Origin of the sequence: Pseudomonas sp. MYb118, from assembly GCF_040947875.1 — a bacterium.
In the GTDB taxonomy this organism is placed as follows: Bacteria; Pseudomonadota; Gammaproteobacteria; order Pseudomonadales; family Pseudomonadaceae; genus Aquipseudomonas.
The window spans coordinates 2,808,518-2,834,849 of record NZ_JBFRXN010000002.1; the positions used below are offsets into that span (position 1 = coordinate 2,808,518).

The following is a 26,332-nucleotide window of genomic DNA, read 5'->3' on the forward strand; positions in this document are numbered from 1 at the left end:
CAGCCCCTTCAATTTTTCAGGAGTGCTACCCATGAAAACTCTGTTCACCTGGCGCCGTACCCTGTTGGGCCTGGCCGCTGCTGGCGTCATCGGGCAATGTTCGGCCTTCTCCCTGGGCGGGGCGGAAGAGGGCGTGTTGCTGCCGCCACCGGCCCTCGATGAAAACACCCAGGCCCACAGCGAAACGGCGGTTTTCGCCGGTGGCTGCTTCTGGGGTGTGCAAGGCGTATTTCAGCATGTGAAAGGCGTGAAAAGCGCGGTGTCCGGTTATGCCGGCGGGGCGGCCAGCACCGCGCAATACGAGCGGGTCAGCGAGGGCGATACCGGCCATGCGGAGTCAGTCCAGGTCACCTTCGATCCCACGCAAGTGAGCTACGGCACCCTGCTGCAAATCTACTTTTCCGTGGCGCATAACCCGACCGAACTCAACCGCCAGGGACCGGACCATGGCACGCAATACCGCTCGGCGATCTTCGTGCAGGGCAGCGAGCAACAGCGTGTCAGCGAGGCCTATATCGCGCAACTGAGTGCGGCGAAATCCTTCGAGCAACCGATCGTCACCCGGCTGGAAAGCTACAACGGTTTTTATCCGGCGGAAGAGGAACACCAGGATTTTCTGACCGAGCACCCGACCTATCCCTACATCGTGATCAACGATCTACCGAAGGTGGCGCAGTTGAAGCAGCTGTATCCACAGCACTATCAGGAAAAACCGGTGCTGGTGAAGGCGGGGCTCTGACGGGAGAGTTCAACCGGAAATGACATTCTTGCCGGCCACCTTGGAGCGATACAGGGCCTGATCGGCCCTGGCCAGCAGGCCGGTCTGCTGCTCTTCGTCGAAGCGCTGGACCACGCCAAAGCTGAGGGTCAGCTGGAAGTCGCCCACCGGGGGCAGGTCGGCCAGATTATGACGAATGGTTTCGGCAAGGGCCCTGGCATCGGCCAGGGTCGTGTTCGGCAGGATCATGATGAATTCGTCCCCACCCCAGCGCACCAGCAGGTCGCCTTCGCGCACGCATTGTTTGACCTTTTCGACCACCCGCACCAGCGCCGCATCACCGAGGGCGTGGCCGTAGTGGTCGTTGATCGGCTTGAAGTCGTCGATGTCCATGGCGATCAGCGACAGCGGCTGGCGGAAGCGTTGGGCGCGCTCACATTCCTGGGGCAGCGCGGTGCTCAGCAAGTGGCGGTTGGCGGTGGCGGTCAGTTCATCGGTTTGCGCCAGCTTGCGGTTTTCCTCAAGCTGGGCCTGCAACTGCTCGTTGACGCGTGACAGTTCCTGGGTGCGCGCTTCGACGATGGCTTCGAGGGATTCGTTGCGTCGCTCCAGGGCTTCGACCAGACGCTTTTTGTCTTCGATGCTGCGATGCGCGCCAACCATGCGTGCAACCGAACCATCGTCATTGCGCGCAATCACGTAGCCGCGGTCTTCGATCCAGATATAGCTGCCGTCCTTGGTGCGGCAACGGTACTCGGCTTGGTAACCGTCCGAGCGTTGTTCCAGATAGGCGTCGAACAGCGCCATCACCCGCGAGTAGTCGTCAGGGTGCATCACGCTTTCCCAGGTCAGCACGGTGTTTTCCAGGGAATGTGGCGCGTAACCGAGCATCTCGTACCAGCCGGGGTTGCGGTAGACAAAGCCGGTATTGGCGTTCCAGTCCCAGATGCCGTCGCTCACCAACTCCATGATGGTGTGCAGCATGTCTTCGTTCAAATCCGACAGATTGAACTTCAGCGATTCAATTTCCGACGCCCCATCCATCAACGTTCCCCCTGACGAAAGTGATCCGCGTGCCCGCAGAGTAGTCGATGGCGTATTCAGCCGGCTAGTGCTTGCCCCACATCCCCATGGCGAAGTCGACGAAACTGCGTAATTTCGGCAATCGGTAACGATCTTGCGCGTACATCAGGCTCATGGGCCGGCTGGGTGGCAGAAGTCGGGCATCAGCGCCACCAGCTTGCCGTCCAGCAGGTCCTGTTCCACCAGGGCGTCGGGCAGCATCACGATGCCCATGCCGGTGCGCGCAGCCTGATGCAGGCCGGCGGAACTGTTGATCAGCATCGGCCCGTTGACCGCGACGGCCACCTCGCCATCGGGGCCGCTCAGGCGCCATTGTTTTTCCACCGAGTGCCAGTCGTCGCCGGCCGGGTAGGCGAAGGACAGGCAGTCATGCTGTTGCAGCTCTTGCGGGGTTTGCGGATTGCCACGCCGTGCCAGATAGCACGGTGAGGCGCACATGGTCAGCGGGTAGTCGATCAATGGGCGGGCGATCAGGTTGGTCTGTTCCGTGTAGCCCAGGGCGAAACGCCACATCGAAACCGTTTTCCAACAGGTCCGGGCGGCGATTGGTCAGCACCACATCGAGCTTGACCCGTGGGCAGAGCAGGGTGAACTCGCTGAGGGCCGGCGCCAGTTTTTCCGTACCGAATGTCAGCGGCGCGGTAATGCGCAGGGTGCCGCTGGGCTCGTCCAGCGCCTGCTCGGCCAGGCGCTCGGAGTCGGCCACCAACCCCAGGACTTCCAGGCAACGCTGATAGTACGCGGTGCCAAATTCCGTCAGCCGTTGGCGCCGTGTCGTACGGTTGAGCAGGCGCACACCGAGGCGTTGCTCCAGCGCGCGCAGGTGGTTGCCGACCATGGTGGTGGACATTTCACACTGAAAGGCGGCGGCGGTCATGCTGCCGGTTTCCACCACTTTGACGTAAACGGTCATTGCCTGGAACAGATCCATTATCAAGCCCAGCTTTTAAATGAATGAAGTTTTACAGAGTTTATCCAGTTCAGGTGGCTAACCATACTGGCAAAAACACCGACCTTGATGGAGCCTGATGTCATGACCGCCACCTGCCTGATGAGCACGTACCAACCACTGGCCTTGAGCTTCAGCAAAGGGCTGGGCACACGCTTGTGGGATCAGGCGGGTCGAGAGTACCTGGACGCAGTGGCGGGCGTGGCGGTGACCAATGTCGGGCACTCCCACCCGAAAATCGTTTCCGCCATCAGCGAGCAGGCCGGCTTGTTGTTGCACACCTCCAACCTCTACAGCATCGACTGGCAGCAGCAGTTGGCGCAGAAACTGACGCAGTTGGCGGGCATGGAGCGTGCGTTCTTCAACAATTCCGGTGCCGAAGCCAACGAGACCGCGCTGAAACTGGCGCGCCTGCATGGCTGGCACAAAGGTATTGAGCAGCCGTTGGTGGTGGTCATGGAGAACGCCTTCCATGGCCGTACGCTCGGCACCCTGTCGGCCAGCGACGGCCCGGCGGTGCGGCTGGGTTACAACACATTGCCGGGGGATTTCATCAAAGTGCCGTTCGGCGACCTCAAGGCGCTGGATAACGTGCAAAAGGCCGAGGGGCCACGCATTGCGGCGATCCTGATGGAGCCGATCCAGGGCGAAAGCGGCGTACAGCCGGCACCGCCCGGTTATCTCCAGGGCCTGCGTGAGCGCTGCAACCGGCACGGCTGGCTACTGATGCTCGACGAAATCCAGACCGGCATCGGCCGTACCGGCCAGTGGTTCGCTTTTCAACATGAAGGCATCGTCCCGGACGTAATGACCCTGGCCAAGGGCCTCGGCAACGGCGTCCCCATCGGCGCCTGCCTGGCCCGGGGGCGGGCCGCCGAGCTGTTCACCCCCGGCAGCCACGGCAGCACCTTCGGCGGCAACCCGCTGGCCTGCCGGGTGGGTTGCACCGTGCTGGACATCATCGAAGAACAAGGTCTGCGGGAAAACGCCAAGGTGCAGGGCGAACGCCTGCTGGAAAAATTGCGCATTGAACTGGCCGACGCGGCCAACGTCCTGGCGATTCGCGGTCGCGGCCTGATGATTGGCATCGAACTCAAGCAACCCATCCGCGACCTGGCCCTGATCGCCGCCCGGGACCACGGCCTGCTGATCAACGTGACCCGCGGCAAGACCATCCGCCTGCTGCCGCCGCTGACGATTGATGAGCGTGAGGTGGAGATGATTGTCAGAGGGGTGGGGCGGGTGGTGCGGGAGGGTTGAAGGTCAGTAATGGTATCTGCACATGAGGATGCAGATTTCACCGCCTTCGACGGCGTAGACCAATCGGTGCTCTGCCGTAATCCGACGTGACCAGAAACCGCTCAAGTTGTGTTTGAGCGGTTCTGGCTTTCCGAGGCCATCGAACGGTTCGCGTTGAATGGATTTGATCAACAGATTGATGCGCTTTAACCCCGCCTTATCGTTTTGTTGGAACCACAAATAGTCTTCCCAACCTTCAGGAGTGAATTCGATATTCATTCTTCGATAAGTTGTCTGGTTTTGGTTTTCCCTGCTCGCAGGTTGCCGATCGACTTGATCAGACGCTCAGCGTTGGCCGGTGAGCGCAGGAGATACGCTGTCTCTTCAAGGGCGTTGTATTCCGCCAGGGACATCATCACGACCGGCTCGCCTTTCTGGCGCGTCACCAGCAATGGCGCTCGGTCTTCGTTTACCCGATCCATGGTTTCGGCAAGGTGCGCGCGTGCAGTGGTGTAGTTAATGGTTTGCATGTTGTCGTCCTCGCTTGATGCAAAGAACGTACAGAAATGAGTACAGGTTGACAAGGCGATACCTACCAGTGGTGTTTCGCAGATGACGTATCTGCGTTCACCTTGAAGTATTGCTCAAGCCGATTCGAGACGTTTCTGTGACTGATGTAGTCCGGATCTGAGCGTGATCAAGCAAACAACAGGGATAACTGTGGGAGCGAGCCTGCTCGCGATGGGGCCAGGTCGGTCAACTTCGATTTTGGATGTTCTGCCGTTATCGCGAGCAGGCTCGCTCCCACAAGGGGTTGGTGGTTGTTTGCAGATCCCATGGTCGACGCAGAACCCTGTAGGAGCGAGCTTGCTCGCGATGGGGCCAGGTCAGCCGACTTGGATGTTGAATGTTCTGCCGCTTTCGCGAGCAAGCCCGCTCCCACAAAGGTTTGGCGGTGTTTCACAAATCCCATGGTCGACGTAAAACACTGTAGGAGCGAGCATGCTCGCGATGGGGCCAGGTCAGCCGACTTCGATGTTGGATGTTCTGCCGCCATCGCGAGCAAGCTCGCTCCTACAGGTCCTCGGGGTTTGGGGGGATCATCCGGGTTTTCGGCGTGCCGTTGGCGTTGTGCTGGTAGATCTCCTGCGGTTGCCCCTGTTCGTTGAAGAACACCTGGCCGATGCCCGCCGAGTTCCACAGGCGTTCGCCGGCTTCGGCGTGTTCCGGGACGTGCGGCACGATGCGCATACGCCGGCGTTTGGTCAGCCAGTTCAGCGGTGACCGCGGGCTGTAGAGCCAGCGGTTGAGGCGGTCGAACCATTCCAGCAAGGCGGGCGGGAATTCGTTCTTGATGCCGCTGCTGGTGATCTGCCAGATCCTCGGGCCGCCCTTGCGGTGGCGGATAAACACTTCGTAGACGAAGGAATAATGCACGTCGCCGGACAGCACCACGTAGTTACCGGGCGTGCGCGAGTGTCGGAAAATGTTCAGGATCACCTGCGCTGCGCCGCGATGGGCCATCCAGTTTTCCGCATCCACCAGCAGCGGGTAACCCAGCCAGCTGAACACCCGCTGCACGGTCTCGATCAGCTTCACACCGAAGATCGGCGCCGGCGAAACGATGATCGCCGACGGGTGATCGAGCAGTTCCTGTTGCAGCTCACACAAGGCTTCCCAGTCCAGCAGGCCGGAGGGTTGCTTGAGTGTCATCTCGCTGCGCCAGCGCCGCGTGCGGGTGTCGAGCACCACCAGGGCCGGGGTGGTGGGCAGCACGTAATGCCAGTGCTGGAACTTGAGCAACTCGTCGATCAAGGCGTCTTGCACCGGGCTGTCGAGGTAGCCATCCTCGCCGGTGGCACTGAAGCCGTCGGCCTTCTCCAGCAAGGCAGTGAAGGCATCCGGGTTGTTACCCCAGCCCTGGCACAGCATGTAGGCAATCAGCGCGTTGCCGATGATGCGCTTGGAGAACGGATGGCCGTAGGCCGTTTCCTCCCATTGCGCAGACAGGTTCCAGTCATCGGTGATGTCGTGATCGTCGAAGATCATCAGGCACGGCACATGGGCGAAGGCCCGGGCGACACCGCCCAGACCGGCCTTGAACGCGTCGATGCGCGTCTGCTCCAGGGCATAACGCTCGCGGCGTTCAGGGATCAGTTTCGGCGGTTTCGGCGCGATCAGCGTCCAGGGTGTCGGCGACCAGACCAGCAGGTACATGGCCATGACCTCGGCGAACGTCACCAGATGGTTGTCGGCACTGCTGCTGGTGAAAATCGGCTTACGTGTACCACCGAAAAATCGCTCGCGCAGGGTTTCGTTGCTGCGCAGCGCCGGTAACAAATCTGCACGGTGGTAATAGCTGGCCGGGTGCTCGTAAAGCCTGGCGCTGTCACTGACCACCGCGCCGTCGAGGTGCTCGCCGAACAGGCCGAGTCGCTCGATCAAGGCATGAATGGCCCGCAGCATCGGCCCGGCCACGTCGTCGGCATACACCTGGTCGCCACTCATCATCAGCAGCGCCGGGCGTTGCGTCGGTTCATGTGCCGTCGCCAGCAAACCGTCCACGCAGAGCAGACCATCCACGGTCGGATGGTGCGGCTTGCGGCAGGAACCATGCAGCAACTGATCGACGCGCGAGCGCAGGACAAAATTCGCGCTTGTCGCCTCGCCGTACAACAGATGCGGCGCCCATTCGGCGATGCCGGCGCCGTCGATCAGCAGGTCGTACTCGATCAGCGTGTCGCAGGGCAGGGCGTTGTCCAGCGGCACATCAATCAAATGCACGTGGGCATGGCGCCCCACCGCGACCACCGTGCATTGCCCGGCATCCAGGGCAATATCGCCAACGCCCTGTAGCCGCAGCGTCAGCGACAACGGCCGACTTCCTACAAGCCACATCACCAGCCGCGCAGGCTCCAGCCGGCGCAGCATGGGCCCGGCGAGAACCGCTGGCAGGGGTGGGCAGTCGTCAGGTAATGGCAGAGATACAGACATCCGGGTTCAAGACTCTTGGCGCTCGGGTGGCCGATGATAACGCAGAGCGTGGATGAGCCAGGTAGGGCTTTGCTGTAACAGCAGGATTGGCCTGGGTTTCTTCGCGACGGATCGCCGTTTCGCCATTGGCCACCAGCCAGCGGAACAGCTCGCTGACCGACACCGTATGACTGCGCTCGATCCAGCGCACCAGCGCCGGGCCGTAATGTTCGCTGTAGCGGCTGAGCACCAGTTGCTGGCAGTCTGGGGAGAAACGCAGGGTGATTTCCCGGCAATGCAGCGATGCTTCATTGTCGCGTTGAGTGCGTTGTTGCAGCAGTTCAAAAACCATCGCTCGATGCTCCCGTGCATTGTGCCTTGGACGCCTCTGGCGAACCCTGTTTGCCGTCCAGCACGAAACCGGCGCGATGCTCGGCCACCACGTTGCGCAACGCGCTGTAGTAGTCCGGCAGTTTTTGCAGGCTGTCGGTGAGCGGCAGGGCTTCGGCGCGGCCATCGACGATGTCGCCCACGGTGTTGACGGTCGACAGAGTGTCCACGGTGTCGCTGTTGTCGCCGAACGGATCGACGACAAAACTCAGCACCCGCCCGGCGGCGTCGCGGCTGTTGGAGGTGCCGAGCAACGGTAGCTCGACGATCGGCCCGTTGCCGATGCCCCACACACCGAAGGTCTGGCCGAAGTCGGCCTGGTGGCGGGCGATACCCAGCTTGCCGGACACGTCGATCAGGCCGACCACGCCCACCGTGGTGTTGATCACGAAACGCCCCAGGGTGTTGGCCGAGCGCCGCGCATTACCCTGCAAGAGGTCGTTGATGAACACCTTGGGCTCGCCGAAGTTGTTGACGAAGTTATGTACACCCGTTTGGAAAAAATCCGGCAGGTGACGGTAACCACGGGCTACGGGCGCCAAGGCGTAGTCGTCCACCACGCGGTTGAAGGCGAAGATCCCGCGGTTGACCGGTTCGGCCGGGTCATACACCGAATAGTTCGCATCGGCGCAACGCACGTCGGCCGCCGGCGCGTCCGTGGTGGGCGCGGGTGACTGGCTGCTGCAACCGGCCAGCCCCACGGCGATCACGGCAATGGAGGTGTTGCGGGCCATCCAGGGGGCACAGGTATAACGCGACATAGGGGCGAGTCTCGTGGGAAATTCGCCGAGATGCTGGGCCCAGAGCCTTGCGCAAAGATGTCCGGTTTATTGCGTCGCTGTCGTTTTGTTGCACGATTGAAATAAATGACGCGCCGCCGCGAATGGTTTTGAATGACGGCTCTATTCGCGCCGTGAAAGTGATCCTTGGTGAACAGCCTGTTGATTGTCGATGACGACGTTGAAGTCCTCGACCTGCTTAAAAAATTCTTCGTCCAGCACGGCTACCGCGTCGAAGTCGCCACCGACGGCGCGTCGATGTGGGCGGCGATCGAGCGCCAGGCGCCGGACCTGATCATCCTCGATGTGATGCTGCCGGGCGACAGCGGGCTGATCCTCTGCCAGCAACTACGCATCCGCCACGCCATACCGGTGATCATGCTGACCGCCATGGGCGAACTCAGCGACCGCGTGGTCGGCCTGGAACTGGGCGCCGACGATTACCTGACCAAACCCTTCGATGCCCGCGAGCTGCTGGCCCGAGTGCGCGCGGTGTTGCGCCGCGTCGATGACCGTCGCCCGCTGGCCGAAGAACGGCCGCGGCCGCTGATCGACTTTGCCGACTGGCACCTGGACGTCACCCGCCGTGAACTGCGCTCGCCGGACAACGTGATGATCCCGCTGTCGGCCGGCGAGTTCGACCTGTTGCTGGTGTTCGTCGAGCACCCGCAACGGATCCTCACTCGCGAGCAATTGCTGGACCTGGCGCGGGGCCACAGCCACGACGCCTTCGATCGCAGCATCGACGTGCAGGTCAGCCGCCTGCGGCGCAAGCTGGAGTCCGACACCAAGCGCCCGGCGATGATTCGCACGGTGCGCAACGGCGGCTACCTGTTCACCCCCAGCGTGTCGCGGCGATGAACTGGCTCAAGCGATTTCGCCGCGACACGGTGGCACGCTGGGTCGCACTGACCATCATCCTGGCCATGCTGATTTCCCTGGCGCTCAACGGCCTGTTTATCCAACTGGCCGGGGTCTGGGCGCGCCCGCCATTGACCGAGGTCGGCATCCTGGAAAACGCCGCGACCATCACCCGGCTGATTGATGCATCGCCGGTAGCGCTGCGGCCGCAGTTGGCGCGCACGGTGACGGAAAACGGCTTCGAGGTCAGCTGGCACGCCGACCGGCACGATCTCCGGTTACCGGAGGTGGACGATGCCATTTCCGAAGAGGGTTCCAGAATCCTCCTACCGTTGCTGCACGCCACCAATCGGCGTATCGAGGCTTATGAACCCAGCGAGTGGCCCGAGGGCTCGGCGGATGCGCGTTATGTGCTGGTGATCGAACTGGCCGATGGCTCATGGCTGACTTTTTCCGCGCCCTCGCGCAGTTGGGGCCTGGATGAAACGCCGCGCACCCTGATCGTCATCCTGCTGGTGCTGATCTCTACGGCCCTGGTCGCGCTGATCGCCACCCGGCGCCTGGCCAGGCCCTTGCAACAGTTCACCGAAGGCGCCCGGCGGTTTGGCGTGGACTTCCGCGCGCCGCCCATCGAGCCGCTGGGCCCCCAGGAAATCCGCCAGGCCATCCTCGCGTTCAACGCCATGCAGGCGCAGTTGCAACACTTCATCCGCGACCGCACGCAGATGCTCGCCGCCATTTCCCACGACCTGCGCGCACCGCTGACGCGCATGCGCCTGCGCGGTGAGTTCATCGAAGACGCCGAGCAACAACAGCGGCTGTTTCGCGATGTCGATGAAATGCAGGCCATGATCAACTCGGCGCTGGAGTTCTTCCGCGATGATGCTCGGCTGGAGCCGGCGACCCAGTTCGATCTGGCCGAATTGCTGCACACGCTCACGGACGATTACCGCGACCAGGGCATCGAGATCGCCTTCGATGGCCCGCAGCGCCTGGTGTATTTCGGCCGGCCGCTGGGGCTCAAGCGGGTGATGACCAATCTGCTGGACAACGCGATCAAGTACGGCGTGGAGCCTGAAATGAAGCTGGTGGCCGATGCCGGGGAAGTGCGGATCAAGGTGCTGGATCGCGGGCCGGGGATTGCGCAGGAGAGCCTTGAACAGGTGTTCACGCCGTTTTTCCGCCTGGAAGGTTCGCGTAACAAAAGCACCGGCGGGGTAGGCCTGGGCCTGTCGGCGGCGCGGGCGATCGTGCTGGAGCACGGCGGTGAGCTGACCTTGCGCAATCGCTACAAGGGCGGGTTGCAGGCGCGGGTGGTGTTGCCGGTGCATCGCGAGCCCCGGCGTTCGATTTTCCAATCCTGTGCCAAGCTTGATGGGGTGCCAAACCCCAGGAGAGCCCGCACATGACGCATGCCCACACGTCGCACATTCGTCGAGAGTTCTACAAGGCGGTCGGCTTTTACCTGCGACTGGCCTGGCCGATCTTCTCGACCATGCTGGTGGTGATTATCTCGGTGGGTTTGATCATCGCCTACTGGAAGGCTGGGCGCCGTTCGACGGGATCTACTTCGGCTTTGTGACCGGCCTGACCATCGGCTACGGCGAACTGGTGCCCAAGCTGCCGCTGTCGCGGGTGCTGGCGATTCTGCTGGGGTTCAATGGCGTGCTGCTGACGGCGATATTTGCGGCGATCAGTGTCAGGGCGATCGAGACGGCGGTGCGGGTGACGGGTGGGGGATAAGTAGTCCTGAATCACTTGCCGAGAATTCTGTGGGAGCGAGCCTGCTCGCGATAGCAATCTCTCAGACACTGCAATAGTGACTGGAAGACGGTAATCGCGAGCAAGCTCGCTCCTACAGGGGATTACGATATTCATGAGGTTGAGCAAACGCCGCAAACATTGTGGGAGCGGGCTTGCCCGCGATAGCAATCTGTCAGGCACCCCATAAGTGACTGGTAGACTGCAATCGCGAGCAGGCTCGCTCCCACAGTGGTAGGGGGGCTCACTGAGTTCGGCGAACCCTAAGCCTCCCAACCCGCCCCACTCACTGCCGTCTGCACCAGCGGGTGCAGCTCTGCACCCTGGTGCTCGGTCTGCCAGGCCAGCAACTCCTTGCGCATGCCGGGCGTCCAGAACATCTGCAGGTGATTTCTCACACTGAGCACCGCCTGTTGCTGGTCCGGCTCGTTGGCGAAGTACTGGGCGATCTGGTTGGCCATCTTGATCAGGTTGCTGGTGCTCATCGGCGCGCCTCCACTTTATCGCCCCGTGCCTGACGGCGTTCCTTGAGCAGTCGTTGTTGTTCGTCGCTGAACGCCTGGTAGCGTTTCTGCCACTCGGAAGGGTGGTAGACGCGGCTGACTTCCACCGCCGTGACCTTGTATTCCGGGCAGTTGGTGGCTCAGTCGGAGTTGTCGGTGGTGATCACGTTGGCGCCCGATTCCGGGAAGTGGAACGTGGTGTACACCACGCCCGGCGCCACTCGCTCGGTCGCACCCGCGCGCGCAGCACGGTTTGCCCGGCGCGGCTGCCGATGCGCGACGACCAGTCGCCTTCGTCGATGCCACGGCTCTCGGCGTCGGTCGGGTGGATTTCCAGGCGGTCTTCGTCGTGCCAGGCCACGTTGTCGGTGCGCCGGGTCTGCGCGCCCACGTTGTACTGGCGCAGGATGCGCCCGGTGGTCAGCAGCAGCGGATAACGACTGTTGACCTTCTCTTCGGTGGGCACATAGCCGGTGAGCATGAAGCGCCCCTTGCCGCGCACAAACTCCTCGATGTGCATGGTCGGCGTGCCGTCCGGTGCCGCTTCGTTGCACGGCCATTGCAGGCTGCCGTGGCGGTCCAGTTCGGCGTAGCTGACGTTGGTGAAGGTCGGCGTAAGACTGGCAATTTCATCCATGATTTCCGATGGATGCTTGTAGTTCATCGGGTAACCCAGCGCATGCGCCAGGGCCACGGTGCCTTCCCAGTCGGCCTTTCCGCCCAGCGGTTCCATGACCTTGCGCACCCGCGAGATACGCCGCTCGGCGTTGGTGAAGGTGCCGTCCTTTTCCAGGAACGAACTGCCCGGCAAAAACACATGGGCGAACTTGGCGGTCTCGTTGAGGAAAATGTCCTGCACCACCACGCACTCCATCGCCGACAGGGCCGCCGTTACGTGTTGGGTGTTCGGGTCGCTCTGGGCGATGTCCTCGCCCTGGCAATAAAGGCCCTTGAAACTGCCGGCCAGTGCAGACTCGAACATGTTGGGAATACGCAGCCCCGGCTCGGGTTGCAGGGTGACGTTCCACGCCTGCTCGAACTGGGTACGCACGCCGACGTTGGAGATGTGTCGGTAACCGGGCAGCTCATGGGGGAAGGAGCCCATGTCGCAGGAGCCCTGCACGTTGTTCTGCCCGCGCAATGGGTTCACGCCCACGCCTTCGCGGCCGATGTTGCCGGTGGCCATGGCGAGGTTGGCGATGCCCATCACCGAGGTGCTGCCCTGGCTGTGTTCGGTCACGCCCAGGCCGTAGTAGATCGCCGCGTTGCCGCCGGTGGCATACAGCCGGGCCGCCGCGCGGATGTCGGCCGCCGGCACACCGCAGATCGGACCGAGCACTTCCGGCGAGTTTTCCGCACGGCTGACGAATTCACTCCAACGGGCAAAATCGCTGGCCTCGCAACGGGCGTCGATGAACGCCTGGTCTTGCAGGCCTTCGGTGAGGATCGTATGTGCCAGGGCATTGAGCATGGCGACGTTGGTGCCGGGGCGCAGCGCCAGGTGCAGCTCGGCGCGGGCGTGCACCGAGTCCACCAGGTCGATGCGTCGTGGGTCGATGACGATCAGCCTGGCGCCTTCACGCAGGCGCCGCTTGAGCTGCGAGCCGAACACCGGGTGCGCATCGCTCGGGTTGGCGCCCATCACCAGCACCACGTCGGCCTTCATCACCGAATCGAAGCTCTGGGTACCGGCGGACTCGCCCAGGGTTTGTTTCAAGCCATAACCGGTGGGCGAGTGGCAGACCCGCGCGCAGGTGTCGACGTTGTTGTTGCCGAACGCGGCGCGCACCAGCTTCTGCACCAGGTAGGTTTCTTCGTTGGTGCAGCGGCTGGAAGTGATGCCGCCGATGGAATCGCGGCCGTACTTTTGCTGCAAACGACGGAATTCGCTGGCGGCGTAGGTCACCGCCTCATCCCAGCTGACTTCCTGCCATGGATCGCTGATGTGCTTGCGGATCATCGGCTTGGTGATGCGATCGGGGTGGGTGGCGTAACCCCAGGCAAAACGGCCCTTGACGCAGGAGTGGCCGTGGTTGGCCTGGCCGTTCTTGTCCGGGACCATGCGCACCAGTTGATCGCCCTTCATTTCGGCGCGGAACGAGCAGCCCACGCCGCAATAGGCACAGGTGGTGATCACCGCGCGTTCCGGCTGGCCCATTTTCACCACGCTTTTTTCCATCAGCGTGGCGGTCGGGCAGGCCTGCACGCAGGCGCCGCAGGACACGCATTCGGAATCGAGGAAGTCTTCGCCACCGGCCGCCGAGATCCGCGAGTCGAAACCGCGCCCGGTAACGGTCAGGGCAAAGGTGCCCTGGGTTTCCTCGCAGGCGCGCACGCAGCGGTTGCAGACGATGCACTTGCTCGGGTCGTAGTCGAAATACGGGTTGGACGTATCTTTCACGTCGGCCAGGTGGTTCTCACCTTCGTAGCCGTAACGCACCTCGCGCAGGCCCACCTGGCCGGCGACGGTTTGCAGCTCGCAGTTGCCGTTGGCCGAGCAGGTCAGGCAATCGAGCGGGTGATCGGAGATGTACAGCTCCATGACGTTGCGGCGCAGCGTGGCCAGCTTGGGCGTCTGGGTGTGCACGGTCATGCCTTCGGTGACCGGCGTGGTGCACGACGCCGGGTAACCGCGCATGCCGTCGATCTCCACCAGGCACATGCGGCAGGAGCCGAAGGCTTCCAGGCTGTCCGTGGCGCAGAGTTTTGGAATGGTGGTGCCCATCAGCGCGGCGGCGCGCATCACCGAGGTGCCTTCGGGCACGCTGATGCTGCGGCCGTCGATGTTCAGGGTGATTTGCACCTGGCTATCACGGGCGGGCGTGCCCAGGTCGATATCGGTTTTCGGGTCGAAGAGAGTGATCATTGCTCGGCCTCCGAGGTTTGCAGACCGAAGTCGGCAGGGAAATACTTGAGGGCGCTGGCCACCGGATAGGAAGTCATGCCGCCCAATGCGCACAGGGAACCGTATTGCAGGGTGTCGCACAGGTCCTTGAGGATGATCGCCTGCTCATCGCGACCGCTCTGGTCCTTGGCCGCCAGCAGGCGGTCGATGACCTCGACACCACGGGTCGAGCCGATCCGGCAGGGCGTGCACTTGCCGCAGGATTCCTCGGCGCAGAACTGCAAGGCGAAGCGCGCCATATGCGCCATGTCGAGGCTGTCGTCCGCCACCACCACGCCACCGTGGCCGAGCATCGCGCCCATGGCGGCGAACGCTTCATAGTCCAGCGGCGTATCGAATTGCCCCGGCGGCACCCAGGCGCCCAGCGGGCCACCGACCTGCGCGGCCTTCAGCGGCCGGCCACTGGCGGTGCCACCGCCGTAGTCTTCCACCAGCTCGCGCAGGGTCAGGCCAAAGGCGCGTTCCACCAGGCCGCCATGGCGAATGTTGCCCGCCAGTTGGAACGGCATGGTGCCCAGCGAACGGCCCATGCCGTAATCGCGATAGAACGGCGCACCCTTGGCCAGGATCAGCGGCACCGACGCCAGCGTCAGCACGTTGTGCACCAGGGTCGGCAGGCCGAACAGGCCCTTGAGTGCCGGAATCGGCGGCTTGGCGCGCACGTAGCCGCGCTTGCCCTCGAGGGAGTCCAGCAGCGCGGTTTCCTCGCCGCAGATGTAGGCGCCGGCGCCGACACGCACTTCCATATCGAAGGTCTGCCCGCTGCCAGCGACATTCGCGCCCAGGTAACCGGCAGCCCGCGCCAGGTTGATGGCCTGACGCAACACCGCTATCGCATCCGGGTATTCCGAACGCACATAAATGTAGCCATAGGTCGCGCCGACGCAGAGGCCGGCAATCGCCATGCCTTCGATCAGCAGGAACGGGTCGCCTTCCATCAGCATGCGGTCGGCAAAGGTGCCGGAGTCGCCTTCGTCGGCGTTGCACACGATGTACTTCTGCTCGGCCTGGGTGCTGCGCACCGTGCGCCACTTGATCCCCGCCGGAAACGCCGCGCCACCGCGACCACGCAGCCCGGAATCGAACACCGCCGTCGCGGTTTGCTCACCGCCCAGCTCGACGGACCTTTTCAGGCCTTCGAAACCGCCGTGGGATCGGTAATCGTCCAGCGACAACGGCCGGGTAATGCCGGCGCGGGCGAACAGCAAACGCTGTTGCGTCTTCAGGTAAGGCAACTCCTCCACCAGCCCCAGGGCCAGCGGATGGCTGGAAGAAGGGTTTTGCAGGGCATCGAGCACCGACGGCACATCGTCGGCGGTCAACGGCCCGAAGCCGAGCCGACCTTGCGGGCTGTCTACTTCCAGCAGTGGCTCCAGCCAGTACAAACCCCGGGAGCTGGTGCGTTGCAGTTCCAGCGGCAGATTGCGTTCGGTGGCCTGGGTGATCAGCGCCGTCGACACCTCATCGGCACCCACGGCGCGGGCCAGTGAGTCGGCCGGCAAATAGAGAGTGGGCATCACGCGTCCTCCCGGCAGCTATCCAGCAGCGCATCCAGCCGCTGCGCACTGAGCCGCGCATGCACCCGGCCATCCAGCTCCAGGGCCGGCGAACAGGCACAGGCGCCCAGGCAATACACCGGGCGCAAACTGATCCGACCATCGGCGCTGCTGCCGTGATCGTCCAGTTGCAGGCGTTCGCGCAACTGCGCCGCCAACTGCTCGGCGCCGCGGCTCTGGCACGACTCGGCACGGCACAAACGCAGAATGTGCCGCGCCGGCGGTGCGGTGCGAAAATCATGGTAGAAACTGATCACCCCGCGCACCTCGGCCTGGCTCTGGTTCAGCGCGTGGGCAATTTCGGGGACAGCGGCATCCGGGATGTACCCGATGCGCTCCTGGATATCATGCAGGATCGGCAACAGCGCACCCGCAGAGCCCGCATGGCGCTCCAGCAGGCTGTTGACCACGGACAGGTGCAAACTCTCATCAGGCATACAGCAATCCTCACGGTCACGGACATACCAGCGGGTTGTCGGTTGTCCGAAAGTGTCGGCTGCGGCACTCGCCACGTCACGATTCGCGGCATCTTCAGGCCGTCGGCCAGGGCACCCTAAAGGGCATCTTGTTGTGCCCGACACGGTCTTCGCCGCGCCTCCAAAGGGCATAAAAGGCAGATTGCCACGGCGCCATGGGTTTACCTGCACCAAAGCGACGTGTTCAGTTCTGTCTACGACTATCCATTGAGTCTAGATGAGAGTAGCCCAGGGCGTTCCCCCACCGATCCAATGCCCACAGGGCTTGTCGATGAGGGATGTATAGCAAGGGCTAGAGGGGCAAAACAGGCTCAGAAGGGCCCGCAAATTTACGGTGCAGACGCATCCGTCAAAAAGTCTTGAAACAAATTAGCTCGCACCCTCCGTGGGAGCGAGCCTGCTCGCGATGGACTTCAACGATCACGCTGAAAACCAGACACCCCGCACGACCGCCCTCTGTAGGAGCGAGCTTACTCGCGATAAACCGTCAACGATAACGCGGCAATCCAGACTCTCCACCGATCACCAACGCGCAACCGACCTACTCAGGCCCGTCCACACACCAGCGATTTTCACACGATGTCTTTCAGATAAGCCTTAAGAGCAACTAGCGGCGCACCCAGGTGTTCCATGGTTTTGCCATCGGCAAACTCCGTAGCCAACCGCTGCAACTCCCGCCCCAAAGGCTTCTCCACCCCACCCACAGCCGCCATCGCCAACCCCACACATTCCCCCACCTTCACCTGAATCCCCGCCACATCCCCACGCTTCACCAACAGCTCAAACACATCCCGCTGGTAATCCCCCATCACCAAATCATCCCGCAAAATCGGGCTCTGGTCTTCCGACTCATAAGCCAGTTTCAGGGAGAAGAGGGCGACGGTTTCCAGCTGCGATTCCATGGGCGAATCCTTGTGAAATGGTCCAGCGAGGTTTGGGCGCGCGATTGTACCGCTGTGGATAAAACCCGGCACTGGGTTATCCACAACCACTGAAAACCCCAAAACCGGCCTTTCTCGCCCATAACAGGTCGCTACTGACTACGTCGACGACATATCTGAGCCGAACCGCGCCCATGGCTACCCCGATAATCGGTCGCTAATGGACGAATTGGCGAGGTGCAGCATGACGAGCGTAACGACAGAGCAGGTCAGCCCGCAGACGTTGAGAAGGGTGATCGTGGCCGCCGGGATCGGCAATTTCGTCGAGTGGTTCGACTTCGCAGTCTATGGCTTCCTGGCCACGACCATCGCCCAGCAGTTTTTTCCCAGTGGCGACGCCAGTGCCGCCTTGCTCAAGACGTTTGCCGTGTTCGCCGTGGCGTTTGCCTTTCGGCCCTTGGGCGGGCTGTTCTTCGGCATGTTGGGTGACAAGATCGGTCGCAAGCGCACCCTGGCGATGACGATCCTGTTGATGGCCGGCGCGACGACGCTGATCGGCCTGCTGCCCACCTACGCCGCGATTGGGGTCATGGCGCCGATCCTGCTATCACTGATCCGTTGCGCCCAGGGTTTTTCCGCCGGGGGCGAGTACGCGGGGGCCTGTGCTTATTTAATGGAGCACGCGCCGAGCGACAAACGCGCCTGGTACGGCAGCTTCATTCCGGTGTCGACGTTTTCCGCCTTCGCCGCGGCGGCGGTGGTGGCCTATGCACTGGAGGCATCGCTGTCGGCGGAAGCCATGGGCAGTTGGGGCTGGCGCCTGCCGTTCCTGATCGCCGCGCCGCTGGGGCTGGTAGGCCTCTACCTGCGCTGGAAGCTCGATGAGACGCCTGCCTTCCAGGCCGTGACCGAAGAACACGCCGTGGCACATTCCCCGCTCAAGGAAACCCTGCGCAACCACGGCGCCGCCATTTGCTACCTGGGCGCGTTCGTGTCGCTCACGGCGCTGTCGTTCTACATGTTCACCACCTACTTCGCCACCTACCGGCAAGTCGCCGGCGGCCTGAGCCGCGCCACCGCGTTGCTGGTGTCGCTGATCGCCTTGCTGTTCGCCGCGGCAATCTGCCCACTGGCCGGGCTATATTCAGACCGGGTTGGCCGGCGAAAAACCGTGGCCACCGCCTGCATCCTGCTGATTGTGGTCGTGTATCCGTCGTTCCTGATGGCCAGCTCCGGCTCGTTCGTCGCCTCCATCGTCGGCGTGATGCTGCTGGCGATCGGCGCCGTCCTGTGCGGCGTGGTCACGGCCGCCCTGCTGTCGGAAGTCTTCCCGACCCGCACCCGCTACACCGCCTCGGCGATCACCTACAACATGGCCTACACAATCTTCGGCGGCACCGCGCCATTGGTCGCCACCTGGCTGATCACCACCACCGGCAGCAACCTGTCACCGGCGTTCTACCTCATTGCGATTTCGTTGTTGGCACTGGCTGGTGGATTGGCGTTGCCGGAGACGTCGCGAATTTCCCTGCACGAGGTGGCGACGGAAGAGAAGGGCGCGGTCTTAGGTGCGCCGGCGAGAAACGCGTAAAAAATAGAAAAAGCCAAACCCAGAAAAACCGGCCAACAAGCCGGTTTCTCTGTTACCCCCTCTCCCTGTAGGAGCGAGCTTGCTGGCGATGGTCTTCAACGATAACGCCAATACCCAGACATGCCACCGTCACCAACCAAACCCACCCCCACAGCCCAACACCAGCCTTAACCCGCAGCCTCTGTCTCAGCCGCCCGCTTAGCCGCAGCCCCCCGATCCCACTCCAACACCTTCACCGCATCATCCACCAACGCCTTACTCATCGACGTCAGGTAATGCGCAGCCCAGGCGTGATAATCCAAATCCCGCGCATAAGCCGCATCCTTGCTCAGCGCCTTGGCGAGAAACAGAAAATCAGAGGCCATGCTCAACGCATCCACGAGCGGCACACCGCGAGTGACATGGAACAGCGGATCGTCAGAACCGGTAGAGTAAATGGCCGGGGTCAAACCGATGGTTTTGAGTTCGGGTTGCTCGGTCATTGGACACCTCCGCAGATGCAGGGGTGGTGGGGGAGGGTGGAACGTGGACGGGAGAGCCAGATTACAGACGGATTTGTACTGCACATAGTGAAGCTCCTTAATTTCAAGAGCCGCCACAATTCGTTACCAAGCGAATGGGTGGCAGCTGTGCGCAGGTTGGTAAACCGGGAAATCAAGGAAACCGGCACGTCCGAAGACGTCCCACGCACAGCCGCCATAACGCAGATCGCAGGCGAAAAAAAGCGCCTGCGAACGCAGAGCACTGTTGCGCAGTGATTTACCTCGGGTTACCAAGCCCGGCCGCTGAATTGGCAGCGACGTAAGGAGGTTATCGCCCGGAAGGCTTTCCCGCAACCGTCAGCATTACGGGTGATAAATCAGCCCTTCGCCGGAAAAACTCAGAGGAATCAAGGCACAACAGCACTTCTGTAGGCATGCGGGTGTATATCACGAAAACCATTGAAACAAACCTCTGTCAGGTGGCAACACTTTGCCTCTGCCGGCAAATCGCTGCACCTAACCCCCCAGCTAATCAGCAAACACCCCGCAAAACAGCGCTCAAACCAATTGGCCTGCCTTTTGCTCAACCGCTCATTAACCACAAAGGAGCGGCAAAATGATCGGAAGCAACCTCCCCATGCTGGACTACGTCAAAGAGTTCAGAAAGTCACTGGAAAACGGCACAGTAAAGACCGCCCGATTCGTGCTCGACAACGCGACCCCGGAAATCCAGGCAAAGCTCGATCAGCGATTCGTCCAGGACGAGATAGATTTAAAACAGCTGATAAAACACCATCAGGCGAATCCAAGCTGGGCAACGTTCGATGACCAGAACAATTCCGTCGAATTCCCGGATGTGCAGTCCCTCAGCAAGAGCGATGCGTCGCACATACTGAGTGGCCTAAAACACCTGATGGACATCGGGCGTTTGGATGGCAAAACCGTCAACGCTACGAATGGCGGTCTGTCGACTAACGACGTAGCGGACTATAAAGACTGGTTGTTGGCTCGTATGGGGGTGGATGAAACGGCGTAAGCCCCGAGGCAGAAGCCAATCATCAAAGTAAACGGACGCTTTCGAGCCTTCAGTTTCGTTGTCAGTTCGCTTTCACTAAGCGCCCGGACTGGCCTTGGGTCAATTCAAACAGGAAAAGGTGTGACGACATGGCGGCAGATATAGCCTGTCCTGTGATTCTGCGTTCTCGTGAAACTCTGGAAGTCCTGGCGTTTGAGCACCCGTTAGCCGGCCTGCAACTGGTCAAAGGCAGTGTGGGGCCCGGTGAGTCAACCGACATGGCTGCCGTGCGAGAGCTCATGGAAGAAGCTGGGATTCAATCCGAGGTATTGAGAAATTTGGGTGAGTGGCGTGCCATGGAAACGGGGCACACGTGGGCATTTCATGAATGCCATGTTGCCCTAGACCTTCCCGATACTTGGGTGCATTTTGCCAACGATGATGGAGGCCATGAATTCAGGTTTTTTTGGCATCCACTGATGAGTGAGCCTACTGAAAAATGGCATCAGGTTTTCAAGGATGCTTTGAGTTTTCTCAGGTCTTCCATTGCTGATGATTTTCATCGAGATTGAATGGAAAACTGAATAAAAAATCGGACGCAAAAAGCCGGCCCAACTGGCCGATTTGTTCATTGCAAAAGCCTAGAGCTAGGACGTGAGGCTGCGACTCCGTCTAACATCCCGCGCCGAAGGTAACCACATAAAAAACCTCAAAATTTTCAGCGTCATGCGCCCATAAGTCGAAATCATACTAAAGGATGATGATGTGTAGTGGACGGCGAGATGGCAAAATAGTAGCTTCATGGTGGAGCGCTTTTATCGGTGTTGATCTATGAGTTCCATTTGCATTTCGTGAAGGAAGACGGCATGCGTGCTTACCCCCTCTTAGCCTGTATTGACGTACTTCTAGATATTGAAATTGTCGAAAATAGTACGCGTAACGAATTCTCGGGAATGCTTATAACTCGAACGGAAAACTATAATTTAGGTTTTTCAATCTCTAGGCATATAAAATTTAGATTAAGGTGAAGTTTCAAGGAGGAGTGTGTTGCCATGAAGCACCCCGATAATTTTTTGAGCATTGTTTTTCATCGTTCAGCTGATGTTGGCGATGATCTTGCACTTTGTGCGGGGTTTGAAAGAGGGGAGTGGAGAAGTGACCAATTCGCCGATCATGTGATTGAGTGGCTGCCCGAGTTTGCGCTGAGCTACTCTGAAATAAATGAAATAGGTCATCATAACGCGTTGCGATTGATAAAAAGAGCAGCAAAAATAGTTTATGATACGGCAAAGTATGGTTCTCGTGGTGAGTTTGGTGAAGTTTTGCTGCATATAGCAATACGACAGGTTTATCAGACTTTGCCGGCAATTAATAAAATTTATTACAAAAGCTCAGTGAATGAAACTGTCAAGGGCTTTGATGCTGTTCATGTTGTAAAAAAAGAAAGTGGTTTGGAGCTCTGGGTAGGGGAGACTAAGTTCTATAATACTGTTTCTAAGGCAATATATGATGTTTCCAAGGAAATAATAGAGCATTTAGAGACGGACTATCTTAAATCTGAATTTATTTTAATTAGGAATAAGATAGACCCCCAGTGGCCTGAGGCAACTGAACTTAAAGAGCTACTGCATGAAAATACGTCTCTGGATAAGGTGTTTGAGCGGGCTTGTATCCCGGTTCTCTTAACTTATGATAGCAAAGTTGTGAGCGAAGGTGGGGCTGACAAGGAGTATGAGAAAAACATCCAGAATGAAGTAGCTGAAGCTTATACCTCTATGCGAAGTAAGCTAAATGAGCAATACCTAGCGAGGTTCTCCACGGCTTTACCGATCACTGTTCATGTGATTCTCATTCCATTAAAAGAAAAGAAAGAACTGGTTTCGGCTCTAGATAAACGTCTAAAGGCATTGCAGATATGATGGATAATCAAGCTATGCGGAAAGAGTTGAGAGAGGATGAATGGGTAAATAAGCCGTTCAAAATGCTTTCAGTGATATCCACGGTTTGCTCTAGAGATTTGGAACTGGGGCGTGAGTTTGTAATCAGAGCACTTGAAAAGCGAGAGTTGTTGGAGATTGAATATCAGAATATTGTCGATGAATTAGCCATGCAGGTCGGACTGTATCCCTATGCCTCAGATCTTGAGGGGTTATCATTGCGTAGCGCTATTATTCATGCAAGTAACCGAGCAGAAAGGGAGATGGAAAAGTATGTACTTCACAGTTCGCAGAGTAGAATTCTAAGGCGGCTTATAGGTGGTGAATCAATTATTCTAAGCGCTCCTACGTCGTTTGGGAAAAGTTTGCTCATCGACGTAGTTATATCCGAGAAAGACTTTTCAAATATTGTATTGATTTTACCTACATTGGCCTTAGTTGAGGAGACTCGCCGTCGAATGTCAAGGTTCGGTGGTCGATACAATATTATCACTACGGGAAACCAAGCCGTAGGCGAGCGAAATATTTTTGTTTTGACTCAGGAACGTTATTTGGCCATTGAGGCGCAAATACCTAGTGTTGATTTTTTTGCAATTGACGAATTTTACAAATTGTCGATTTCTGGCGAGGGTGATAGAGCGACACTCCTCAACCAGGCACTGTTAAAACTCGTTAAAACTGGCGCTCAGTTTTATATGCTCGGCCCTTCGATTAGATCTATACCTGAAGTCGTTAAAGAACGGTTGAGATGTACATTTTGTGTTGAAGATTTTCAGACTGTTGCAGTGGAACTGAATGTCATAAGCAAGGAACCTTATAGAGAGGAGGCATTCGCGGCGCTTTTAGACCGTCTGACTGGGCAGACTTTAGTTTATTGTCAGTCTCCTGCAAGTACTAGAAAATTATTAAGTAAGTACTTGCAAATTAGGACTGTGGGAGTTTCTGAAGATGAAGAGTTGCTTGAAGCTGCGAAATGGACGTCACAACACTATCATGATGAATGGTTGGTTTCGGTTGCATTGCAGCATGGGATAGGGATACATCATGGTAGGCTTCCAAGATCGTTGGGTCGATTTATGATCAGGGCTTTTGAAGAGGGGAAGTTGAAGATGCTTCTCTGTACTTCTACATTGATTGAGGGAGTAAATACGGCTGCGAAAAATGTCGTGGTTTATGACGGGGTTCTGAATAGAAAACCTTTAGATTTTTTTACCTTCAATAATATCAAAGGGCGCTCGGGACGGATGTTTAAGCACTTTGTAGGAAGTGTTTATTGTTTCGATTCTCCTCCTGAGGAAGATTTGCCATTTGTAGATATACCGTCATTTAATCCGACGAATACTACTCCGGGTAGCATACTGATTAATATTCCGGGTGAGATCGTTCCGGCTGGGTTGCTTAGTAAACTTGAATTATTCACTAAGCAGGATTTGCTGCCGCTGGCTATTTTAAGAAAGTTGTCAGGTGTGGAGCCTGAGTATTTGCTGGAAACGGCAAATTTTTTGTATGGTTTAGATGTTAGAGAGTTACAAAAGTTGGTCTGGTCGAGTAGGCCTCAATATGATGATATAAAGGCTACCTCAGAAATTATATGGAAGCAACTGGGTGGGGGTAGTGTTGCTCGGCAGAGCTCAATGCGCTCATCTTCAATGATGACTATGTATGTCTGGAGGCTGTACGCTCTTAGAAGTGTTCCTCGGTTTCGAAAAGAAATGATAAACAGCCAGATCAAATTTGGTACTTCACCTGATGATGCTGTAGAGAATGTTCTTGCCTTCCTTCGTGGTTGGGCATCTTTCAACTATCCGAAGTATCTGATTGCCTTGAATGAGGTTTTAAATGTTGTCTTGAATAAGCGAGGTCTTAAAGGGGCGAATTACACTGCGTTCGCTGCATTAATTGAGCACTTATTTCAACCTAGTTCGTTTTCTACACTTGAGGAGTACGGGCTTCCGACAGAAATATCTGAAAAACTTATGAATGGTCGTGTGTTTTCAAAAGATGATGGTCTTGAGTTTGTAGTAAATACATTGAAGGATAGAGAATTGGGCGGTTACGCTGACGGGGTTTTTGAAAAGCGTGTCATTGAGGATTTTCAAGAGGGCATTGGGTCAAACATTAGATCGGTAAAAAATAGAATATGATGGGCTTATGATTTCTGAAGGGTAAAATTTTGGTTGTCTGGGTGTGGGATTTATAATGGTTAGACATAAATTTTCAGTGCTTTCATTTGAAGTTTTTTATTCTTAATTTCTGGATTTTTGAGGTGAGAGATGGGAGTGTCTAAGCCGGTTGTGTTGCCAAGTATTTCTTTTAAAAAGCAGGGTGACGCGGATGTGTTTTTTAAGGCAATTCTTGACCGATATGAAGATGGAGAATACTTAGAAAGTACAGATGAGGAGTATGTCTACGAGCTCCTTCAGAGGCACCCTGAATCTGAATCAAAAATTGGATGCGGAGCCCTTGGGATTTATCGCGATCGCTCAGCGGATCACCCATCTAGCTGTTTTCACGTGCATAGAGTTGACGGTTCCAAGACGGATTTTTCCTACAAAGCTTGTGTCAGAGCCTCTGCGCCTAGTTTGAAGGCGCGTTTCTATGAAGCTTGTCAGAGATCTATCGCGAGTACCGTTTCTGCTCAAAAGAAACTTGCATTTGAATCGGCGGGAGGCGAAATTCCTTGTTTTAAAACTGGAGTGTCAACGACCTTTACTACTTCTGACTATCGGCATACTGATCCTAGGTTCAGAGATATTGTTGAAAATTTTATTGAGATTAACAGGATTGTGATGTCAGAGTCTCTTCTTTCTAAATCGGGTGATATGCAGTACTCGACCATCTTTGTAGATCCTGTCATGGCCGATAATTTTGTTAGTTACCACTCGTCTGTGGCAAAACTTCAAGTTTTTAAACGTTACGAAATTCCAGTTTTTGCTTAGAAATTGGTCTGTGCATTCAGTGTGCTAGATTGTTAAATTAAGCTTGTGTTGTCGTGTGCGCACGGAAGGAGTGTAAGTTGAGATTTTCAGGCGAAATAAATTCTTTTGATGATTTTCGCGCAATTGTTCGAGGGATAACGCCTGATGAAAGGTATTTTTTTCGCGGGGAAGGGCGTGATTATTATTCATTGATCCCTAAAGTGGGGAGGGTTGGACGGTCGCTGCTGCCGCTGGCCTACTATGACGAAAAGACAATTTTTGATCGGTTCAAAAATCAAGCTATTGGCTTGGTGGAATCTATACCATCGAGCGAGTGGGAGTGGCTCGCGTTAGCCCAGCATCACGGCTTACCTACGCGGTTATTAGATTGGTCAACTAATCCATTAGTGGCGCTTTATTTTGCAGTTGCGGAGCCAATGGGCAACGTGGATCTCAAGAGAGAGCAGGTGACGATTTCGGCATATCAAGGCGATGCAGCATTCTATTTCCTTACAATAAAATCTGCATTTATAGATACAAGTATTGTTCGGAATCCGCTAGCGCATAAATATGTTGGCGTCTTTAAACCACCTCATGTTACGCATAGAATTAGGGCTCAGTCTGGTCTGTTCACGATACAGCCCGATCCTCATGAGCCACTTAATGAAAGGCTTAAAAGTCGCGCAGTTCGGAAGTATAGAATCCCTTGTGCTGCGCGGGAGGAGATACGGCGAGAATTGAGGTTGTTTGGTGTACATCAGGCATCTATTTATCCTGATCTTGATGGGGTGGCGGGTTATTTGCAGAGCATGTTTTTAGAGCGACAGAGTTAGTTGCTGGGCTTTTGTAGGGCTGTCAAGTTGTTGATGATAAAGGATTCCGTGTAATGGCCGTGGCAGGGAGTATGCCGCTTACCAGTGTTCAGAATTAAAGAAACTTTAGGTCGATATAAATTCGCACGGCGTGCATTCGGTGTAGGCCTGATCTCGTTATTTATTTCTTTAGCCTTTAATTCCGAATAGGTTGGTGCATTTCTAATCGCCATCCCCTGTTTCATGGTGGTGGGGAACTTATTTTGTTTAGCGGAGTAATTAGAAAAAGTCGATGCGAGAAATGTAACCTGGGATAATAATTCACGGTCGTAATTTAGGTGTGTTATTTCTCGAATTTATCCTCTTGTTTTCTAAGTGCGGAAGTGGGTGTATTCAGCTTTCAGTGAAGTCTTGACTCTGGCGGCGAATCCATGACTCTAACCGCCTCTCCATATTCCAGTACTTCAGCAATCAAGTGCGCCAGTCGATTGGCCGACCTTTTA

General features: G+C 57.6%; 21 protein-coding genes and 4 pseudogenes. 12 read left to right on the plus strand and 13 right to left on the minus strand.

All coding sequences use genetic code 11. The annotated features are described in order from the left end of the window. The first annotated feature begins 31 nt into the window (after positions 1-31). Positions 32-739: a peptide-methionine (S)-S-oxide reductase MsrA gene (gene msrA / locus ABVN20_RS18640; RefSeq protein ID WP_368557173.1), complete on the plus strand. Its 708-nt coding sequence runs from the start codon at positions 32-34 to the stop codon at positions 737-739. Between the two features lie 9 nt (positions 740-748). On the opposite strand, the gene ABVN20_RS18645 is transcribed toward msrA, so the two are convergent. Together ABVN20_RS18645 and ABVN20_RS18650 are read right to left on the minus strand one after the other, a co-directional pair. Next, complete coding sequence (locus ABVN20_RS18645; protein ID WP_368557174.1) at positions 749-1,762, minus strand: diguanylate cyclase; 1,014 nt, start codon at positions 1,760-1,762, stop codon at positions 749-751. Positions 1,763-1,826: 64 nt separating this feature from the next. Beyond that, positions 1,827-2,732, minus strand: a pseudogene (locus ABVN20_RS18650) (LysR family transcriptional regulator). A 102-nt stretch (positions 2,733-2,834) separates the two neighbouring features. Between ABVN20_RS18650 and ABVN20_RS18655 the strand changes: the two are divergent. Beyond that, complete coding sequence (locus tag ABVN20_RS18655) at positions 2,835-4,010, plus strand: aspartate aminotransferase family protein (protein WP_368557175.1); 1,176 nt, start codon at positions 2,835-2,837, stop codon at positions 4,008-4,010. Between the two features lie 3 nt (positions 4,011-4,013). On the opposite strand, the gene ABVN20_RS18660 is transcribed toward ABVN20_RS18655, so the two are convergent. The 5 genes and pseudogenes from ABVN20_RS18660 to ABVN20_RS18680 all read right to left on the minus strand — a co-directional run bounded on the left by ABVN20_RS18660 (position 4,014) and on the right by ABVN20_RS18680 (position 8,113). Then, positions 4,014-4,268: a Txe/YoeB family addiction module toxin gene (locus ABVN20_RS18660; RefSeq protein ID WP_368557176.1), complete on the minus strand. Its 255-nt coding sequence runs from the start codon at positions 4,266-4,268 to the stop codon at positions 4,014-4,016. Continuing rightward, positions 4,265-4,519 carry a type II toxin-antitoxin system prevent-host-death family antitoxin gene (locus ABVN20_RS18665; protein WP_134096615.1) on the minus strand — a complete coding sequence of 85 codons (255 nt, stop codon included), beginning with the start codon at positions 4,517-4,519 and terminating at the stop codon, positions 4,265-4,267. Before ABVN20_RS18665 ends, ABVN20_RS18660 begins: the two co-directional genes overlap by 4 nt. A gap of 544 nt (positions 4,520-5,063) precedes the next feature. Continuing rightward, positions 5,064-6,983: an alkaline phosphatase D family protein gene (locus ABVN20_RS18670; protein ID WP_368557177.1), complete on the minus strand. Its 1,920-nt coding sequence runs from the start codon at positions 6,981-6,983 to the stop codon at positions 5,064-5,066. A gap of 118 nt (positions 6,984-7,101) precedes the next feature. After that, positions 7,102-7,314 (minus strand): annotated as a pseudogene (locus ABVN20_RS18675) (hypothetical protein); the annotation flags it as partial. Continuing rightward, a complete protein-coding gene (locus ABVN20_RS18680; RefSeq protein ID WP_368557178.1) occupies positions 7,304-8,113 on the minus strand; it encodes a VacJ family lipoprotein in 810 nt (269 codons plus the stop codon). The pseudogene ABVN20_RS18675 and the gene ABVN20_RS18680, both read right to left, overlap by 11 nt. A 168-nt stretch (positions 8,114-8,281) precedes the next feature. On the opposite strand from ABVN20_RS18680, the gene ABVN20_RS18685 reads away from it, so the two are divergent. The 3 genes and pseudogenes from ABVN20_RS18685 (at position 8,282) to ABVN20_RS18695 (ending at position 10,735) form a co-directional block, all read left to right on the plus strand. Beyond that, positions 8,282-8,992 (plus strand): response regulator, encoded by a 711-nt coding sequence (locus ABVN20_RS18685; protein ID WP_368557179.1) that lies wholly within the window; start codon positions 8,282-8,284, stop codon positions 8,990-8,992. After that, on the plus strand, positions 8,989-10,401 hold the full coding sequence (locus ABVN20_RS18690) for an ATP-binding protein (protein ID WP_368557180.1): 1,413 nt from the start codon (positions 8,989-8,991) through the stop codon (positions 10,399-10,401). Before ABVN20_RS18685 ends, ABVN20_RS18690 begins: the two co-directional genes overlap by 4 nt. Continuing rightward, positions 10,398-10,735, plus strand: a pseudogene (locus ABVN20_RS18695) (potassium channel family protein). Before ABVN20_RS18690 ends, ABVN20_RS18695 begins: the two are co-directional and overlap by 4 nt. Positions 10,736-11,016: 281 nt before the next feature. Here the strand turns inward: ABVN20_RS18695 and ABVN20_RS18700 are convergent. From ABVN20_RS18700 to ABVN20_RS18720, 5 genes and pseudogenes are all read right to left on the minus strand, one after another. Beyond that, positions 11,017-11,238 (minus strand): formate dehydrogenase subunit delta, encoded by a 222-nt coding sequence (locus ABVN20_RS18700; protein WP_368557181.1) that lies wholly within the window; start codon positions 11,236-11,238, stop codon positions 11,017-11,019. Then, a pseudogene (gene fdhF / locus ABVN20_RS18705) lies at positions 11,235-14,122 on the minus strand (formate dehydrogenase subunit alpha). The gene ABVN20_RS18700 and the pseudogene fdhF overlap by 4 nt, the downstream one beginning before the upstream one ends. Beyond that, positions 14,119-15,678: a formate dehydrogenase beta subunit gene (locus tag ABVN20_RS18710; protein ID WP_368557182.1), complete on the minus strand. Its 1,560-nt coding sequence runs from the start codon at positions 15,676-15,678 to the stop codon at positions 14,119-14,121. Before ABVN20_RS18710 ends, fdhF begins: the two are co-directional and overlap by 4 nt. Then, positions 15,678-16,154 carry a formate dehydrogenase subunit gamma gene (locus ABVN20_RS18715; protein WP_368557183.1) on the minus strand — a complete coding sequence of 159 codons (477 nt, stop codon included), beginning with the start codon at positions 16,152-16,154 and terminating at the stop codon, positions 15,678-15,680. The genes ABVN20_RS18710 and ABVN20_RS18715 overlap by 1 nt, the downstream gene beginning before the upstream one ends. A gap of 611 nt (positions 16,155-16,765) precedes the next feature. Continuing rightward, positions 16,766-17,095 carry a hypothetical protein gene (locus ABVN20_RS18720; protein ID WP_368557184.1) on the minus strand — a complete coding sequence of 110 codons (330 nt, stop codon included), beginning with the start codon at positions 17,093-17,095 and terminating at the stop codon, positions 16,766-16,768. Between the two features lie 223 nt (positions 17,096-17,318). On the opposite strand from ABVN20_RS18720, the gene ABVN20_RS18725 reads away from it, so the two are divergent. Next, the gene (locus tag ABVN20_RS18725; protein WP_368557185.1) at positions 17,319-18,665 is read left to right on the plus strand and encodes an MFS transporter; all 1,347 of its coding nucleotides are present in this window, start codon (positions 17,319-17,321) and stop codon (positions 18,663-18,665) included. A gap of 167 nt (positions 18,666-18,832) precedes the next feature. Here the strand turns inward: ABVN20_RS18725 and ABVN20_RS18730 are convergent, their stop codons facing one another. Next, the gene (locus tag ABVN20_RS18730) at positions 18,833-19,147 is read right to left on the minus strand and encodes a DUF3077 domain-containing protein (protein WP_368557186.1); all 315 of its coding nucleotides are present in this window, start codon (positions 19,145-19,147) and stop codon (positions 18,833-18,835) included. Between the two features lie 616 nt (positions 19,148-19,763). Between ABVN20_RS18730 and ABVN20_RS18735 the strand changes: the two genes are divergently transcribed. The 6 genes from ABVN20_RS18735 (at position 19,764) to ABVN20_RS18760 (ending at position 25,850) form a co-directional block, all read left to right on the plus strand. Then, positions 19,764-20,183 (plus strand): hypothetical protein, encoded by a 420-nt coding sequence (locus ABVN20_RS18735; RefSeq protein WP_368557187.1) that lies wholly within the window; start codon positions 19,764-19,766, stop codon positions 20,181-20,183. Positions 20,184-20,311: 128 nt separating this feature from the next. Beyond that, positions 20,312-20,734 (plus strand): NUDIX domain-containing protein, encoded by a 423-nt coding sequence (locus ABVN20_RS18740; RefSeq protein WP_368557188.1) that lies wholly within the window; start codon positions 20,312-20,314, stop codon positions 20,732-20,734. 480 nt (positions 20,735-21,214) lie between these two features. Beyond that, a complete protein-coding gene (locus ABVN20_RS18745) occupies positions 21,215-22,081 on the plus strand; it encodes a DUF1837 domain-containing protein (RefSeq protein WP_368557189.1) in 867 nt (288 codons plus the stop codon). Further along, positions 22,078-24,243 (plus strand): DEAD/DEAH box helicase, encoded by a 2,166-nt coding sequence (locus ABVN20_RS18750; protein ID WP_368557190.1) that lies wholly within the window; start codon positions 22,078-22,080, stop codon positions 24,241-24,243. Before ABVN20_RS18745 ends, ABVN20_RS18750 begins: the two co-directional genes overlap by 4 nt. Positions 24,244-24,378: 135 nt before the next feature. Further along, complete coding sequence (locus ABVN20_RS18755) at positions 24,379-25,038, plus strand: DCL family protein (protein ID WP_368557191.1); 660 nt, start codon at positions 24,379-24,381, stop codon at positions 25,036-25,038. A gap of 77 nt (positions 25,039-25,115) precedes the next feature. After that, positions 25,116-25,850, plus strand: coding sequence for an FRG domain-containing protein (locus ABVN20_RS18760; RefSeq protein WP_368557192.1), 735 nt, complete (start codon positions 25,116-25,118; stop codon positions 25,848-25,850). Positions 25,851-26,332: the final 482 nt, after the last annotated feature.